Annotated in this window: 12 protein-coding genes; 9 read left to right on the top strand and 3 right to left on the bottom strand. The window is 59.6% G+C overall.

What is annotated here, in order from left to right:
* Positions 1–3: 3 nt before the first annotated feature.
* On the top strand, positions 4–1,146 hold the full coding sequence (gene hypE / locus AB1Z34_RS00520) for a hydrogenase expression/formation protein HypE (protein ID WP_367157744.1): 1,143 nt from the start codon (positions 4–6) through the stop codon (positions 1,144–1,146).
* Here the strand turns inward: hypE and hypF are convergent.
* Complete coding sequence (gene hypF / locus AB1Z34_RS00515) at positions 1,143–3,551, bottom strand: carbamoyltransferase HypF (protein WP_367157743.1); 2,409 nt, start codon at positions 3,549–3,551, stop codon at positions 1,143–1,145. The two genes, hypE and hypF, sit on opposite strands and share 4 nt — an antisense overlap.
* Here hypF and AB1Z34_RS00510 point away from each other — a divergent pair.
* From AB1Z34_RS00510 to AB1Z34_RS00485, 6 genes are all read left to right on the top strand, one after another.
* Positions 3,508–3,945 carry a hydrogenase maturation nickel metallochaperone HypA gene (locus AB1Z34_RS00510; protein WP_318155792.1) on the top strand — a complete coding sequence of 146 codons (438 nt, stop codon included), beginning with the start codon at positions 3,508–3,510 and terminating at the stop codon, positions 3,943–3,945. The two genes, hypF and AB1Z34_RS00510, sit on opposite strands and share 44 nt — an antisense overlap.
* A gap of 16 nt (positions 3,946–3,961) precedes the next feature.
* Positions 3,962–4,780 (top strand): hydrogenase nickel incorporation protein HypB, encoded by an 819-nt coding sequence (gene hypB, locus AB1Z34_RS00505; protein ID WP_070566216.1) that lies wholly within the window; start codon positions 3,962–3,964, stop codon positions 4,778–4,780.
* Positions 4,781–5,114: 334 nt separating this feature from the next.
* A complete protein-coding gene (locus AB1Z34_RS00500; RefSeq protein WP_367157742.1) occupies positions 5,115–6,353 on the top strand; it encodes a hydrogenase small subunit in 1,239 nt (412 codons plus the stop codon).
* 13 nt (positions 6,354–6,366) lie between these two features.
* A complete protein-coding gene (locus AB1Z34_RS00495; protein ID WP_070438472.1) occupies positions 6,367–8,115 on the top strand; it encodes a nickel-dependent hydrogenase large subunit in 1,749 nt (582 codons plus the stop codon).
* Positions 8,112–9,380 (top strand): Ni/Fe-hydrogenase, b-type cytochrome subunit, encoded by a 1,269-nt coding sequence (gene cybH / locus AB1Z34_RS00490; protein ID WP_016422187.1) that lies wholly within the window; start codon positions 8,112–8,114, stop codon positions 9,378–9,380. The genes AB1Z34_RS00495 and cybH overlap by 4 nt, the downstream gene beginning before the upstream one ends.
* Before the next feature lie 61 nt (positions 9,381–9,441).
* The gene (locus AB1Z34_RS00485; RefSeq protein WP_049191165.1) at positions 9,442–10,026 is read left to right on the top strand and encodes a hydrogenase maturation protease; all 585 of its coding nucleotides are present in this window, start codon (positions 9,442–9,444) and stop codon (positions 10,024–10,026) included.
* Here AB1Z34_RS00485 and AB1Z34_RS00480 read toward each other — a convergent pair.
* Positions 10,023–10,382: a hydrogenase maturation nickel metallochaperone HypA gene (locus tag AB1Z34_RS00480; protein WP_016422189.1), complete on the bottom strand. Its 360-nt coding sequence runs from the start codon at positions 10,380–10,382 to the stop codon at positions 10,023–10,025. The genes AB1Z34_RS00485 and AB1Z34_RS00480 overlap by 4 nt on opposite strands.
* A 40-nt stretch (positions 10,383–10,422) precedes the next feature.
* Here AB1Z34_RS00480 and AB1Z34_RS00475 point away from each other — a divergent pair, with 40 nt between their 5' ends.
* Both AB1Z34_RS00475 and AB1Z34_RS00470 read left to right on the top strand, forming a co-directional pair.
* Complete coding sequence (locus AB1Z34_RS00475; protein WP_070603460.1) at positions 10,423–11,778, top strand: nickel-dependent hydrogenase large subunit; 1,356 nt, start codon at positions 10,423–10,425, stop codon at positions 11,776–11,778.
* 4 nt (positions 11,779–11,782) lie between these two features.
* Positions 11,783–12,043: a HypC/HybG/HupF family hydrogenase formation chaperone gene (locus tag AB1Z34_RS00470; RefSeq protein ID WP_070603458.1), complete on the top strand. Its 261-nt coding sequence runs from the start codon at positions 11,783–11,785 to the stop codon at positions 12,041–12,043.
* On the opposite strand, the gene AB1Z34_RS00465 is transcribed toward AB1Z34_RS00470, so the two are convergent.
* The gene (locus AB1Z34_RS00465; RefSeq protein ID WP_224783753.1) at positions 12,040–13,536 is read right to left on the bottom strand and encodes an LCP family protein; all 1,497 of its coding nucleotides are present in this window, start codon (positions 13,534–13,536) and stop codon (positions 12,040–12,042) included. The genes AB1Z34_RS00470 and AB1Z34_RS00465 overlap by 4 nt on opposite strands.
* Between the last annotated feature and the right edge of the window lie 178 nt (positions 13,537–13,714).

Raw genomic sequence — 13,714 nt, 5'->3', positions numbered from 1 at the left:
AGCATGCAGCCGAAGAATCGTCTGAACACCAACGAAGCCAAGGTAAACACCAATATTGGTCGCGTTCGGGCACGTCCGTTCAGGCTTCTCGACGATTACGTCACCTTGCAACACGGCTCCGGTGGAAAGGCCTCCGCAGCTCTGGTTGAACAGGTCTTTTTCGACGCCTATGGCAATGAAATTTTAGGGCAGGGTGGCGACTCCGGGCTGTTCGCTGCCGAAGCCGTCGTCGAGGCTGCGGCAGCTTCTGCACATGGTGGGGCGCGGTTGGCAATGTCCACCGACTCCTATGTGGTCAATCCCATCGAGTTCCCGGGCGGCGACATCGGGGATTTGGCCGTCAACGGCACGATTAACGATCTGGCGGTAGCTGGAGCCAGGCCCCTGGCGCTGACCGCATCGTTCATTCTGGAAGAGGGGCTGGAGATTGCGACTCTGCGCCGCATTGTGGCGAGTATGCGCGTCGCTGCCGATGCCGCAGGGGTGAGCATCGTCGCCGGCGACACCAAGGTTGTGCCGAAGGGCGCAGGTGACCAGGTCTACATCACCACGGCCGGGATGGGCGTGGTCCGCGGCGACTACGCCGGTGCCGCTACGAAAGGATCTGTCTACGCAAACATCGAGGCCGGAGACCGCATCCTCGTCTCCGGTCCAATCGCCGATCACGGCATGGCCGTCATGCTCGCCCGCGGCGACTTGGCTCTGGCCGCGCCTATCGAGTCCGATACCCGTGCCGTCAACGGCCTGGTCGAGGCACTACTTGAAGCTGCCCCCGGCACTCGCTGGATGCGCGATGCCACTCGTGGCGGCCTCGGCACGGTCGCCAACGAGCTCGCCCGTGGCACCGGTCTTGGTGTCGTACTTGACGACGATTCCATTGCGGTCCGTGAAATGACCCGTGGCGCCTGTGACATGCTCGGCATAGATCCGCTCTACGTCGCCAATGAAGGCACCTTCGTCGCCGTTGTCCCCGCCGAGCAATCCGAGGCAGCGCTCAGTGCACTCCACGCAGCCGGGGCTTCCGAGGCTTGTGATATCGGCTCCATCGAGGACGAGCCCGCCGCTTCCGTGGTACTGGTCACCGGATTCGGCGGCACCCGCATGGTGGACATGTTGGTCGGCGATCCGCTGCCGCGCATCTGCTAGACATCCATGCCGGTTGCCGCCAGCAGGCGACCGGCCATCGCCTGGCCAAGACTCAAACCGCCATCGCCCGGCGGCACAATTTGATGCTGCAACAGAGTAAAGCCCTCAGCTGCAACTTCACGCCGCAGCAGCTCCATCAGCAGCGCATTATTCGCGCAACCCCCGCTGACGCCGACAACATCGGTGCCGGCTTCCTCCGCAGCCTGCACCAATCGCTTGCCGACGACCCCCGCGACCCCACTGTGAAACACAAATGCGGCCTGCTCGGCGTCAGGCGATGCTAACGCCTCCCGGATAACCTCCTGGAGGGGCACCGGTTTGGTCCCGGAACTGACCGCTCCGAGCGCTTCCGCATGTGACCTCACGTAGCGAGTCGCCGCTGCCTCCAATTCCATGGCCGCTTGCGCCTCGTAGCTGATGGCCCCGCCACCGCGCCAGCGAGGAAGCAGCAGAGCTGCGGTGGCATCGAAAATGCGGCCGAGAGACGAAGTTTGCACCGCGCCGATTCCCGTCGCCAACTGGCTTTTAACCAGGGCTACTTCGCGCTCGTTGGAGAGATTGCGCAGGAGGTGGTCGTCGTCAAGCTCCCATGCGTGAGTGAGACCGAGGGCGAGCCGCCACGGGTGCGTGACGGCGCGATCTCCACCGACCAACGGGAAAGTGGGGCAGTGCCAGGTGCGTTCCCAGTTTGCGGAACTGCGACTGAGCGTGAGAACCTCGCCACCCCAGATGGACCCATCGGTGCCATAGCCGGTGCCGTCGAGGGTGGCGACGACGGCGCGACCCGCGTTCGGGGAAAGGAGGCGGTGTTCGGCGAGTAGGGAGAGCGCGTGCGCGAAGTGGTGTTGAACCGCGAGCAGCTCGATGTCGTGCTCGGCGGCGAAGCGTTCGGCGAAGGCGGTCGTTGCGTAGCCCGGATGAAGATCGCAGACAACAAGGTCCGGGGTCGCATCGCGCATGGAAAGGAGCTGGTCAACTGCTCTCTGGTAGGCCTTCTGGCTGGCCCACGAACCCATGTCGCCAATGTGCGCGGAGACGTGAGCGAGGTCCCCATGCGCGATAGCGAAAGTGTTCTTCAGCTCCCCGCCAGTCGCGAAAATGGTGGGTTGGGACGTGCTCCGGGCGCTGGTGTCAGGGCTAGCGGCAGCGCCAGGGCCAGTGCCAGTGCGGCTACGAGAATCGGTGGCCGTGATTGAAACGGGGATGGGAGCGAAGCCGCGGGACCGGCGCGATGGAGCGGTGCCGATGAAAACCGAATCTTCAACGGGTACGTGGATTTCGCGGTCGTGGAGGATGAAAGCGTCGGCGATGTGACCGAGCTTCTTCAGCGCATCGGCATTGTCGGTACACACAGGCTCGCCACTGAGGTTGCCGCTGGTGACCACGAGCGGGCGATCGCAAAGCAACAGGTGAATGCCTGAGTACGGAAGCATAATGCCGAAGCTGTCGAGGCCCGGTGCGATGAGATTGGAAAGCGGCCCCGGCCGCTGCTTCGGTGCGATCACAATCGGTGCCTCAGGCGAGTCGAGGAAACGCTTCTCCTGTTCAGTTAACTCAACCAGTTGGGCAGCGGTGTCAACAGTGGGAGCCATTACCGCCAACGGTTTGTCGGGTCGACGCTTGCGCATCCGCAGTTTCTCGCAGGCAGCGTCATTGGTGGCATCGCAGACCAGGTGAAAACCACCAATACCTTTGACGGCGAGCAGGGCGCCGTCGTCAAGCAGTGCGTGTGCGCGACGAAAGAGCGCGACAACCTCCTCGCGGGAGGTGGCGGTGGTGGTGCCGCCTGCATCGTGCCAGCTCAGACGCGGGCCACAGTCGAAGCAGCTGATTGGCTGAGCGTGATAGCGGCGGTCGGTGGGGTCGGTGTACTCGCGCTCGCACGGGGTGCACATCGGAAAGGCCGCCATAGTGGTGCGCGGGCGGTCGTAGGGCAGTTCAGTGATGATGGACAGGCGCGGTCCGCAGTTGGTGCAGGAGATGAAAGGGTAGAGGTAGCGCGGGTTGGTAGGGTCGAAAAACTCACGGCGGCAGTCCGGGCACAGTGCAGTGTCGGGCGGAAGCAGTGCGCGGCCGGAGTAGCTGTGGCGAGAGGGCACGATGGTGAACTCGCGCTCATGGCCCAGTGTCGCGATGTGCTCGGCGGAGTGATTGATGATGCGGGCAAGCGCCGGCAGTTCGGTGAAAAGCTGGCTGCGGAAGGCAGCGAGGGCGTCCGACGTGCCTTCTACCTCGATGAATACGCCCTGCTCATCGTTGCCACAGAAGCCGACGAGACCCGCGCGCCGGGCGATGGTGGCGACAAAAGGGCGGAATCCGACCCCCTGGACGATACCTTCGATACGCCAGCGAATGCGTTGAATGCTCGTACCCATCCCCGCCCCGGTCGCGCCTGCCTTTTCCATGCATTCAACTTTACGTAAGCGGCTCGGGTCCGTTCGCACTGCTAGTTTGGAGATTGTGCACGAAGTAGCGTTGAGCATGCAGTTAGCGAAGGTTGTCACGAGAGCAGCCGAAGGTCGAACTGTACGCACTGTGCACCTGCGGATAGGCGCTCTACGGCAGGTTGTGCCAGAAACCCTTTCATACGCGTGGGATTTCGTCAGTCGCGATACCGGTTTGGGGGACGCGAAATTGGATATTGACTGGGTACCTGCGGTTGTCGAATGCGCGCACGGGCATCGCGAACAGGTGGGGCCACTCGACGGCCTGCTGTGCCCCACGTGTGGAAAGCCAGGACGCGTAATCTCGGGGGAAGAGTTCACAATCGTCGACATCGACGTCGACACGCACAAGTAGGAAAGACGGTTTTATCATGGGACGTTTCCACCGGCATGACGGCGATGACGCACACCACCATCACCACCATCATCATGACCACGACCATGACCACCATCACGGCCATGACCACGTTCATCTCGCCGATCCCGATGACACTAGCCACGGCGACCACTCAGGTTATGAAACCGGCGTGGAACGCGTGACCATCCTCGAGGACATCTTCAGCGAAAACGACCATCGCGCGGAGCACAATCGCGAGCTGCTTGCTGAACATGGCGTGGAAGCCATCAACCTGATGAGCTCCCCGGGCTCAGGCAAGACTGCGCTGTTGGAGAAGACACTGGCGGCTGCGCAGGGAAAGCTGCGCGTCGGCATTATCGAGGGCGATATTGAGACGGCTCTCGATGCCGACCGCTTGGAGGGCTACGGGGCACAGATTTCGCTGCTGAACACGGGCAACGGATTCGGTGGTGAATGCCACTTGGACGCCCCGATGGTCTCCCGCGCGCTCGAGGGGCTGGATTTGGCCACGCTTGACCTGGTCATGATTGAAAATGTGGGAAACCTTGTCTGTCCGGCTGAGTTTGAGGTCGGTGAGACTCGTAAGGCAATGGTCTACTCCATCACCGAGGGGGAGGATAAGCCGGTCAAGTACCCGGTGATGTTCCGCTCTGTGCAGGTAGTGGTTATCAACAAGATGGACCTTGCCCCGTACCTTGACTTCGACATGGAGCTCTTCCGCGCCAACCTGGAAAAGGTCAATCCAGGCGTGAAGGTGATTGAGGTCTCCGCTAAGACCGGGGAGGGCATCGACGAATGGCTCCGTTGGGTCAACCCTGCGCTGGTTGATTAAGCGCGCGCCGGGGGCCGTCGTGAAGCAATGGGGGGGGGCAGCACGGCATGCTTGACGACGGCCCCGCTGCCCGCTCGCTTCGCTCCACCTTAGTGGGGGATAGGTGATATCCCGCTGTAATCTGCGGCGGTTTTTCACGTTCATTACCTGTACCTGGAGCTATATTTACGCAACATTTATCTTGCATATTATTTTGTTATAACCGCAGCGCAGCGCCATTATTCAGGTTGTTCTTAGGTCGCTATACTTGGCCATGTATAGGCAATGGGCCTGGGTAGTTGTAAAACCTCGAAACCAATATTCCTAATAACTAAGCAGAAGGCGCAGCGAAAAAATGATTAGTGGCGCGAATTGGCAGGAAGGGACCCTCGGCGAAAACCTCGCTAGAGCTGGTGTCTCACGGCGCAGTTTCATGAAGTTTTGTGGCACTATGGCGGCAATTTTTGCCGCCGCAACTCCGAATGTCGGTGAGGCTGCGGCGCAGTCACTGACTCCCTCAGCGGAGGAAATCGCAGATAAGCTCTCGGCTGTAAAGAAGCCGAAGGTGGCTTGGCTGCAGTTGCAGGAATGTACCGGATGTATGGAATCCGTATTGCGTTCCGGAGGCACCACTGCTGAAGATGTGGTGCTGAACCTGGTTTCGATGGACTACAACGAGCTGCTCATGGCACCGTCCGGGCATGCGGCTGAAAAGGCTTTGGACGACATGAATGCCGAGGATCACATTCTGGTGGTCAATGGCTCGATTCCGACCGGCGAGAACGGTGCGTACTGCACCATTGGCGGTAAGTCGGCAGAACAGGTGCTGCTCGAGGCTGCTGAGAAGGCCACGGCAATCCTGGCCGTTGGTGCCTGCGCAGTCTGGGGTTCTGTCCAGGCGGCTAAGCCGAATCCGACCGGCGCTAAGGGCGTCGATGAGATCATCAAGGACAAACCGGTGATTAACGTCTCTGGTTGTCCGCCGATTGGTGAGGTGATTACGGCCACCCTGACGTACGTACTCACTTATGGCAAGACACCGGAGGTCGACGCTGAGGGGCGGCCAAAGTTTGCCTATGACCAGCGTATTCACGACTCCTGCCCGCGTCGCGCGCATTACGATGCCGGTCAGTTCGTGAAAACCTTCGACGACGAAGGCGCGCGAAACGGCTGGTGCCTTTACGAGGTCGGCTGTAAGGGGCCATCCACGTTTAGCCCATGCCCAATCGTGCAGTGGAACCTTAAGTCCGGTTGGCCAATTGGTGCTGGTCACCCATGTATTGGCTGTACTGAGAAGGACTTCTTCGACCAGTTCACTCCGTTCTACGACAAGCTGCCAGGAATCCCGGGTATTGGAGTGGAGTCCAGCGTGAACAAGGTCGGCGTTGGACTGCTGGCTGCCACTGCCGCAGGTGCCGCGGTCCATGGCGGACTCACATTGGTGAAGGAACTGAAGATAAGGCGCTCCAACGGCGAAGAAAAGGTGTTGGCTGCGTTTGGTGGTGTGGAAGGCCGGAAGCCACCGATGGTCGACCTTCCTTCAAACTCACCAGGCACGCAGAGCGAGACAGCATCCGATTCGAAGGACAACTAAGGGGGCATAGGACATGGCTACGGAAAAAGTTGTAATCGACCCGATTACCCGAATCGAGGGACACCTTCGCATTGAGCTGGAGCGCGAGGGAGACCAGATCAAAACCGCGTGGAGTGAGACTACTCAGTTCCGCGGTATCGAAACCATTGTGAAAAACCGCGATCCTCGCGATGTCTGGGCATTCGTTGGTCGTATTTGTGGTGTGTGCACTGGTACTCACTCGGTGGCGTCCATTGCCGCTGTCGAAGATGCCATTGGCTCGACACCGCCCCCGCAGGCACGTCGTATTCGCGACCTGGTGATTGGCTCGCAGGAGATTCACGACCACGTCGTCCACTTCTACCATCTTCACGGTCTGGACTGGATTGATGTCACGAAGGCTCTCGAGGCAGATCCGAAGAAGACCGTTGAGTTCGCGCAGTCGATCGGCTCGACGTGGAAGGGCAATAACGAAGAAACCTTCGCCCGGGTTAAGGAGACCGTGCAGGGCATTGTGGACTCCGGCCAGCTGTCCATCTTCACCGGCGGCTACTGGGGACATGAGGACTACCGCTTGCCGCCCGAGGCCAACCTGATGGCAGTGTCGCACTACCTCGACGCCTTGGCTTTCCAGCGCTCTATCATCCGCATTAACACCGTCTTCGGCGGTAAGAATCCACACCCGAACTTCCTGGTCGGAGGCATGGCGTGCTCCATCGACCCGGAACGCTCTGAGACGGTCAACCAAGTCGGCATTGATCAGATCAAGTCCTGGATCGACGAGATCGTGGAGTTCGTCAATGACTGCTTCTACCCAGATGCAGTCGCCATCATGAGCGTTTACAAGGACTACTTCGACATCGGTCGCTCCTCCGACAGCTTCCTGGCGGTAGGCATGGCCGGCGCCACTTACTCCGGCGACCCGGCTAAGTCCCGTGTCCAGACCGTGCATCCAAACATCAAGCCCGGTGTCATTCTCGACGGTGACTACACCAAGCTCCACCCATTCCAGCCGGAAAAGATCGAGGAATTCATCAACTCCGCCTGGTATACGCAGGAAGCCGGCGATGATGTCGGCCTCAAGCCGTACGACGGCGAAACAACTGTGAACTACACCGGCCCGAAGCCGCCGTACGAGTGGTTGTCGGACAATGAAAAGTACACCTGGTCGAAGGCGCCGCGTTACGACGGTCGCGCTGTTCAAGTTGGCCCGGTTGCTCGTGTGCTGTTGGCATACCTGCAGAAGGAGCCGGAGACAATGCGCCTGGTCGACGAGGTCATGGATAAGCTCGACCTGCGCATTGAACAGATGAACTCCACTGCGGGACGCACCTACGCACGTGCTGTGGAGTCTGTGACCACCGCCAATTACTTGGCAGATCACATTTTCCCGGAGTTCGTTGAGGCCCTGAAGAACGGCGACATCGATGTCTTCGACAACAGCCGTTGGGAGCCGACCACGTGGCCGGAAAAGTGCCAGGGCGTGGGCTTCCTCGAGGTCGCTCGTGGCATGCTCAGCCACTGGGTCAAAATTGAAAATGGCAAGGTGACCAACTACCAAGCCGTGGTTCCCACCACGTGGCTGGCCGGTGGCCGTGACCCGAAGGGGCAGCTTGGCCCATACGAGCACGCGCTGGCTGGCGATGGCACACATCCGCTGGTTGATCCCGAGCAGCCGCTTGAACCACTTCGCACGATTCATTCCTTCGATCCATGTATGGCCTGCGCAGTCCACATTTTGGATCCGGCTGGTCAGGAAATGTTTAAGGTGACGACGGCATGACACCCCCAGTGAGTGAAAATCCGGAACTGCGACTAAAAGATTCCAAGGGCAACCCCCTGGTTATTGCGGTTATTGACGCACACACCAGCCACTGGTTGTCGCCATCCGAGGTCATTCAGGCCGCAGCAATTGTCCCGGACGACTCCCGCGATCCTGTCGACCTTGCGCTGAAGGTCAGTTTGCGTCGTCGTCGTGACGATCTTTTCCATCTCGACGGCACGCCACTGATGAAACTGACCCCGGATTCCTACGACCCGGCAACACCTGACCGCCGTTACTCCATCGCCAAGGTGCACGGCCTCAACATTGCGGATCAAACGGTCGATGTCGCCATCATGCGCGGTGAATTGAATGCGGTCGTTGAGGCATCCACGATGTCCCGTGAGGAAGGCGTTCTACTTCGTCGTAACGCGAACATGCACCATGGTCGCGGGCACCGCAGTATGGGCGTCGCGCTTGCGCCCATTGACAAAGACGGAAATATCATCGGAGAGTTCATCTTCGAAGGATTCGTGGCAATGGGGCTGCGGAAACTCGACGAGGCCATTGCGGAAAACAAAAAGGGTTCCGGTTCGTGGGTCGAGGTTCACCTGTGGGGATGGGCGCTGCGCGTTCAGCATTGGTTGAACCTGGCGCTGATGTTGGTGATGACCTTTACCGGCTGGTACATCATGCAGCCCTATTTGACCGAGCGCACCTATGACGGCTCGGCCGCGGGCTTCGCGATGGGATATGTCCGTTTCGCGCACTTCTTAGCCGGATTCCTATGGATCGCGGTGGGGCTGTGGCGTGTCATTCTGCTGTTTGTTACCCACGACCGACAAACACGATGGCGTGCGCTATGGCCGATTTATAACAAGCAGGATGTTAAAGACCTCTGGCACACGATGCAGTACTACCTCTTCCTGCGCAAGGAAGGGCCGTTCTACTTCGCACACAATCCGCTGCAGCAGCTGGCGTACACCGGCATTTATGCGATGTGTTTCATTCAGATGCTCACAGGTTTGTCGCTATACGCGATGATGGATCAGTCCAACTGGTTCTTCCAGCTGCTGGCTATGCCGACGCACTGGATTGGCATCGGCTACTTCCGCCTGATTCACACAATCATCATGTACCTGATTTGGCTCTTCGCCATCATTCACGTCTACTTGGTCATCCGCTCCGATGCGGTGCACAACCACGGTGGTCTGTCCTCGATGATTGGTGGCTCTGTCTGGCTACCGCGCGGCACGCAACCGGTTGACTCTCCACGCATTGGATAGGAGATCATTGGGTAACGATAAGGTGTCCGACGCAGTCACCGGTGCTGATGCTGGCACTCCGTTGGTGACGGTTCTTGGCATCGGCAACCCCGTCATGGGCGACGACGGCATTGGTCTCGAGCTGCTGAGGCGTCTTGCCCCAGAACTGGAATCTGCAGGCATGGGGCAGACAACGCAGGCTGGGGATTCTGCGCATCTGGTCTGGTCGCCCTCCAACCTCGATGATCCTGCGAACCTCGCCGGGCGAGGGGACGAATGGACGGGTGCGGTTGCCTACATCGATGGTGGCACCTGCGGTATGGAGTTGCTGCCCATCGTGCAGGAGGCCAAGAACCTATTGTTACTCGACGCTCTCGCTGGTCCGGGGGATCCCGGTACCGTCGTCAAGCTCGTCGGTGACCAGATCCCGCGACTATTGGCGGCAAAGCTGTCCGCGCATCAGGTCGGCTTGCTGGATTTGCTCACCGCGGCGCGACTGCTGGGGCAGGAGCCTGAGCGCGTCGGTGTGGTGGGAGTGGTCTACGAGTCTGCCGACATGGTGGTGGGGCTCAGCAACACGGCACTTGGCGGCATTGAGGAGGCGACTGAGGTTGCGCGTGAGCTCATCGACAGCTGGCTTGCCGACGAGCGCGACAGTGACGTCTAACCCTCGCCCTCAGCGTTGACCTCAATACTGGAGATTTCAAACTCGCGGCCGTGCCGTAAATCCGCAGTAGGTGTGCCACAGACAGGGCAGGTTAGAGCATAGAATTCATCAATTTCATGCTCGGCCTCGCAGGTGGGGCAGTAGACCGTCGAGACAATGAGCTCGGCATCTAACTCGGCGCCCTCACACTGCGTCGCGGCACTGGCCACAGGCCATGCGGCGATGAGGGAATCGTAGACGACCCCGGAGCGGTCGCCGACACGCATTGACACCTTTGTCACGGTGCGTCCCGGGCAGACCTCGGCGATCTTTTCCACCACGCTGGTCAACAATCCAAGCTCATGCACAGATACCATTATGGCGAAGCACTCAGCGCGAAGGAGGCGCAGGCGGACCATGTCATCCAAATCCGTTCCGGTTACCCAGCACATCCAGCTCGATGAGCTTGTTGACCCATTCGAGGCACGACTGGATGTCTATCGCGATGACAACGGCGCCATCACACAGGTGTCCTTCGACCTTTCAGGGCTGCCGCGTATCGACGGGATGCTCGTGGGCAAGCAGGCATTAGATGTGCCAGATATCACCAAGCGGCTGTGTGGCCTGTGCCCGGTTGTGCATCATCTTGCAGGTGTACGGGCGGTGGAGGACCTCTACAGGATTTCCGACATTCCCCGAACCGCACAGTTGATTCGAGAGCTGCTGGCGGCCGGGTCGACCTTGGATAATCTAGCGACCAAGTTTGTGGCCGTCGACCGCGAGGGGGCGCGGACAATGAAGCGTGCCGGAAAAGCTCTGATGCGTGCAGCGGGGGCACCGTCGCATTTCCCAGATGTCGCCGTCCCCGGCGGTGTGCGCGCGGCAGTGGATAAGACGCTTGTTTCTGAGGCCGAAAGTGCTCTGGAGGCGCTGGCTGAGACGGCGGTAATCAAGGAAGTGGAGCTTCTTGCCGCCCCCGATGCTTCTGATGCTTGGACGGATACTTTTGACGGTCTCGACGTCGCAGTCGTCGACGCTGACGGTGAACTTGCTCCGCTGGGAAATTACCTGGCAGTCGCGCGGCACGACACCGATACCGCAGCGCAGATTTTCCCGGCTGCTGATTGGCCTACACGTGTTTGGGAATCCCGTCCGGGCGATGCCGCTCCCAGACCGGTGTTTGATGCCTCGAAGGAGCTGGGCAAGGATGGCTGTGAAGGTCAGCGGGCAGATTTCTACCGGGTGGGGCCGGTCTCCAGGCAGGTTGTCGTCGATAAGCGTGGAATCAGCCCACGCGACGCCCAACGCCAGCTTCTCGCCGACACCGTGGCCTGGGCGAAGCGGGTGCTTGCCGACGGGGAGCTGCTCGGCGACCATGTGTGCAATCCGAATGCTGCGACGGCGATTGAGAATGCTGACTTTGAAGAACCTCGCAGCGGTGTCGGGATGATTGACGGGCCACGTGGGCTGTTAGTGCATCGTTATACGGCAGGAGCTGACGGCATCATTACGGATTGTCAGATTATGACACCGACTGCGCAGAATGAACCCTGGCTGACGCGTATGCTTACCGAGCAGCTGTGCGGTGGCGGGGAGACTGCGGGGGTCGAGAAGTCGATTTGGGCCGCTGATCCGTGCCTACCGTGTAGTTCGGCACCTGCGGGAGTGATGACATTCACGATGCAGGAACATGCCGGTGCACCTGCGGACAATATAACAACGGATAGCCCTGGTTCGGCGGACGCCCCGACTGTAGTGGAGAGGACGAAGTAACACGATGTGTCTTGGAATTCCTGCCCGGGTTTTGGCAATCGCCGATGGTCCATTGCCGATGGCGACGGTGGATATGGCGGGGCAGAAGCGGCAATGCTCGGCAATGTACGTGCCTGAGCTGGTGGCAGGTGATTGGGTGTTCGTCCAGAACGGGTTCATCATGAACGTGCTGGACGAACAGGAGGCCAAGGAGTCCTTGGCCGCAATTGAGGAATATAACCTCATCGAACATGTCGCTGAGGTCTCCCCGAAGGGACGGGCCTAGTTCACGCAGGTCACGCCGGCGGCGTCGATAGCGGGGCGATCTTCCTGCGGAATTGCCCCGCCTTCCTGGCCGATGACATCGCCATTGGAACCATCTTCGACTTCAGGCGCGGGTTCGGCACCGTCGCCCGAATCAGCGGCCATTCCCTCTGATGTCAATCCCGGGCCTTCGTAGTCACCGGCAATTGTCACTGAGATGTGGTGCGGATCGAGGTATGGATCGTGGACAATCGGTACGCCACCGAGTGCCTCAGAGATGGCCTGCGCTGCCGGATCCTCTGGGTCAGCCGCATTGATCTGGCTGGAGGCAACGCCGGCGAACTCAGCGTTGCCGACCTCGCCCTGGGTGTAGCCCTTTTCCGTTAAGAAACCTGAGACGCCGCTGGCCAAACCTTCAATGCCTGTGGCGTTGTAAACGCTGACCGTAGTTTCAGCCGCGTTGGGGTCAGCCTTCTTTTCGTCTTCTTCCTTCGCCGGAGCTTTTTCTTCCTTGGTGCCCAGCAGGGTCTCGAAGTACTTGTGAACCTGGCCCTTATCGATTGTGACCACCGACTCGCCATAGTCACCGACACCGTCAATCGAGGTCACCGGGATAGTTTCAAACTTCACGTTGCCACCACTGAGGCCCTGCATCTGGGTGGCAAATCCGGTGACATCCCAGTTGTCGTCGAGCACCACCGAACGCTGGACGGCGTTGCCCAGTTCAGACAGCTTCGCGGGATTAGACAGCGTGCCAGCGCCGAGCAGCTTATTGGTGAACGAGGCCATGAAGACCTGCTGGCGAGTAATTCGGTCGAGGTCACCGCGGGGCAGACCATGGCGCTGGCGGACGAATGAGAGCGCGTCGGCGCCCTTCAATGTCTGTGAGCCCGCTGGGAAATCTGCACCCGAGAACTCGTCGTAGACAGCCTCATTCAGACATACATCGACACCACCAATGGCATCGGTGAGCAGGACGAAGCCGAGCAGGCCAACTTCTGCGTAGTGGTCAACAGTGATACCGCTGAGATCGCTAATGGTTTCAATTAGAGCTCTACGTCCGGCCTCGGTCGAGCGACGCTCAATGTCTTCCGGCGAGGCGCCGCTTCCTGCGAGTTCCTCTTCGACCATCTGCTTTGTATTGCCGTAGACACCATTAATCTTTGTGTTGCCTAGGCGATTGGTGTGGACATAGGTATCGCGCGGAATGGAAATTGCCGTCGCTGAAGAACCATCGGCAGGAACACGAATCACAATAATCGTGTCTGTATTCGTGGCTTCTTCGTCGCCGGCACGCAGAAGCTCAACTTCTTCCGGAGTCAGGGGGTTGCCCTGGGCATCGGTGCGAGAGTCGGAGCCGACGAGCAGAATATCGGTTGCACCGTCCTTCTCACTGCCCAGACCGAAGTCGCCACCCGAACCCAAGTTGTCGGTGGTTCTACCAAGTGTCCACCAGCCAACGGCGGAAATAACCAGGATAATGGCTGAGAGCAGCACAAGCGCATTGCGTAGCATCGGCGGCCAAGCTTGGGCTGTACTCTCTGCAGAGGACGGTGGCGCTTGAATATCGCGTGCGTGACGCGCGCGTGGCGTGTGGCTGCTCAAACCGGGGCTCCTCTTAAACCGTTTTTCGAAAATATAATTTGTGCTGCATGTCTGCGTGGGCATTCCACACATCGTGGAGCGCAGTAAG

The organism is Corynebacterium sp. 045007, from assembly GCF_040743205.1.
In the GTDB taxonomy this organism is placed as follows: domain Bacteria; phylum Actinomycetota; class Actinomycetes; order Mycobacteriales; family Mycobacteriaceae; genus Corynebacterium; species Corynebacterium jeikeium_D.
The sequence above is the reverse complement of the archived record's forward strand: the minus strand, read 5'-3'. Positions and strand labels throughout refer to the sequence as shown.